Genomic DNA, 2,293 nt, shown 5'->3' with positions numbered 1-2,293 from the left:
CCCTCCATGAGCCGACCTCTTATGAATCACGCAAGCACTCTCTTGAGAATCCCAAAAATCTCGCCACCACTAAAAATCTGCCAGAGTAGTGCTAGGATGCGGACTCATTAAGGCGCAGCCATAGCCTGATTGACGCGAGTTGAACGAAGGCAGTAGTTGGCAGCAAGCTTGTCACAGCGCGTCGGCCGCCCTATTCGACGACCAGGGCGCCGCGCGCTTTCTCGTTGAAGTCATCATAGAACTCATAGCGGCCTGCCTTGAGAGCGCGGACGTTGATCACACCCTGGCTCTTGGCGGCCACGACCTTTTCCACCCTGAGCGAGGTGCTTTCGAACTCCATCGCCTTTCCGTCGAGATTCCTGATCCGGAACACGACCGGCTTGTCCGCCGGCGCACGTACCTCGTGCGGCTGAAACTGCCCGTTGGAGTAACTGATCTGAATTTCCGTCGCCTGCTGGGCCGATGCTGTCGACAACGGCAGCATCGTCGCGAAGATCGCCGCGGAAGCGAACTTCTTGATCGCGGTCAAAGCGTACATCACTGGACCTTCCGGACTTGAGACAGATCAAAACTCGACGGCGAATTTGAGTTTGGCGCGGTTGCGCTGGAACTCAGCGAGATTGAGCGAGAACGGGGTTCCTACTTCGCGACCCCATACCTGCGTGTTCCAAGCCGCGGTCATGAACATCTTCGGCGTGAATCGGACATAAAGCGTCGGACCGAGCATCACGGCATCGCCGGTAAAGGCCGAGAGCGCGAAGTCGTCGTAATGGCGCAGATACCAGACTTCGCCTCCGATGACGACATTCGGCGTGACGCGGAACGACAGCGCCGCGGAGCCGCCGAGCTTGGTTTCCCGGATCGTCTCGTCCAGCAACGTGTGGGTATATTCGGGCTCGTATAGCAAGTTGAACCCAGCAAACAGCCGGTTTCTCACGAGCTCGAGGTCGGCATTGAGCGTGGTCTCGAATTCATAGTTGTGAACCCGCTCGCCGCTTGTCTCATCGACGAGCCGCACCGTCGGCTCGAATGCCAGCGTCACCGACAGCGGATTGTTCGACGTCCGCTCGAGGGCGAGGTAGCGGAATTCGCCAAACCCGCCGCTGAACGCCACCTGGCGACGATCGTCGAGATCAGTTACGTTCCGGATGTTGTGGGTCGATCCGAGCGCACCAAACTCGATCTGCACGAATTGAGACGGGGTGAATTCGTACTCATACTTGGTCTCGGTCGCACTATAGCGGCCGTCGCGCTTGCCAAACCGGCCGATGGTGTCGGTCGTGAATTCCTTTTCGCCTTCGATGCCAATGCCGGAACCGGTCGTGAAGCCGAAAATGTATTTCGTTTCGATTTCGCGCCAACTGGCGGCGTCGTCGGCGCGCGCGACGCCGCCAAGGCAGAATAATGCGAATAGACCGAAGGCAGCCGCATGACGCCACCCAGAGGCATTTCCCGCCGGCATCGATTGCACCTCCGTCAATGATCGGAGCTCGATGCCTCTAATCTATGACCGGCAGGCCCGCAAAAAGACTCCTTCTAAACTAGAGTAATTCTAAGTTTTTCATCAGAAAGGCGCATGCGCCGCCGCTTCGATGCCAGAGTCCACACTTGCACGAATTCGACAGATCATCAGCGAACATGCCGAGGGAGCGTTAGAGGCCCACGGACAAGGCATGCTGGTAGATTAGCATTTATCGAGTTCCACCTCGTCGTCCCCGGCGAGATGTCCGTCAATCAGGCGCATGACATCTGTGATAGGATTGAAGCTGCGGTGACGATGTGCACAGCTGGGTCACGATTCACGTTGAGCCCAAAAATAAGGCCAAACATTCAGGCGTTTTCGTCCTTTGAGGTTCACCGCCATACACCTGAGCGCAAATGGAACTTCGATCAACCATTACCTGTCCCGTTTGCCACCAGCAAGCTGTCGAGGTGATGGCACTCGATGCCTGCCAGTTCTTCTATGACTGCAAGGCCTGTGGAACCAGGCTTAAGCCGAAGGCCGGGGACTGCTGTGTCTTTTGTTCATTCGGGACGGTCCAATGCCCGCCGATTCAGATGGGCGCTAGCTGTTGCAAGTAAGGCCGCCGCACTTGGGCGTTCTTGTTTCGCTCAAAATCCCCGGTCCAAGCCGTCAACCGCATTTGCCGCCCGACGGGACACGAGCAAACGGCAAGGTCTCCTTGTGGCCCATCGCGGTCGGCTGTTTCGTCGGGCTTGATCTGCGTGAAGGCGACGCGGGAATGGTCGTCAATGCAAACGTGGACGAAATCCCAGCCGGCGCCGCGGCTCT

At 57.6% G+C, this 2,293-nt stretch carries 4 protein-coding genes and 1 pseudogene; 3 read left to right on the top strand and 2 right to left on the bottom strand.

Annotated elements, in window-relative coordinates:
• Window positions 1–190: 190 nt before the first annotated feature.
• Entirely contained in the window at window positions 191–538 is a 348-nt protein-coding gene (locus YUU_RS0145765) for a cupredoxin domain-containing protein (protein WP_084802014.1), read from the bottom strand.
• A 27-nt stretch (window positions 539–565) separates the two neighbouring features.
• Complete coding sequence (locus YUU_RS54535; RefSeq protein ID WP_245288327.1) at window positions 566–1,462, bottom strand: hypothetical protein; 897 nt, start codon at window positions 1,460–1,462, stop codon at window positions 566–568.
• Window positions 1,463–1,601: 139 nt separating this feature from the next.
• Here YUU_RS54535 and YUU_RS58070 point away from each other — a divergent pair.
• From YUU_RS58070 to YUU_RS60940, 3 genes and pseudogenes are all read left to right on the top strand, one after another.
• Window positions 1,602–1,851 (top strand): annotated as a pseudogene (locus YUU_RS58070) (cation transporter dimerization domain-containing protein); the annotation flags it as partial.
• A gap of 27 nt (window positions 1,852–1,878) precedes the next feature.
• Window positions 1,879–2,082 (top strand): GDCCVxC domain-containing (seleno)protein, encoded by a 204-nt coding sequence (locus tag YUU_RS62195; protein WP_084802013.1) that lies wholly within the window; start codon window positions 1,879–1,881, stop codon window positions 2,080–2,082.
• A gap of 11 nt (window positions 2,083–2,093) precedes the next feature.
• Window positions 2,094–2,293 (top strand): hypothetical protein (locus YUU_RS60940; RefSeq protein ID WP_210164198.1); only part of this gene is annotated, 200 nt, incomplete at its 3' end.

The organism is Bradyrhizobium sp. Ec3.3 (assembly GCF_000472925.1).
Classification (GTDB): Bacteria; Pseudomonadota; Alphaproteobacteria; order Rhizobiales; family Xanthobacteraceae; genus Bradyrhizobium.
This window is presented reverse-complemented; position numbering and strand designations above follow the sequence as displayed.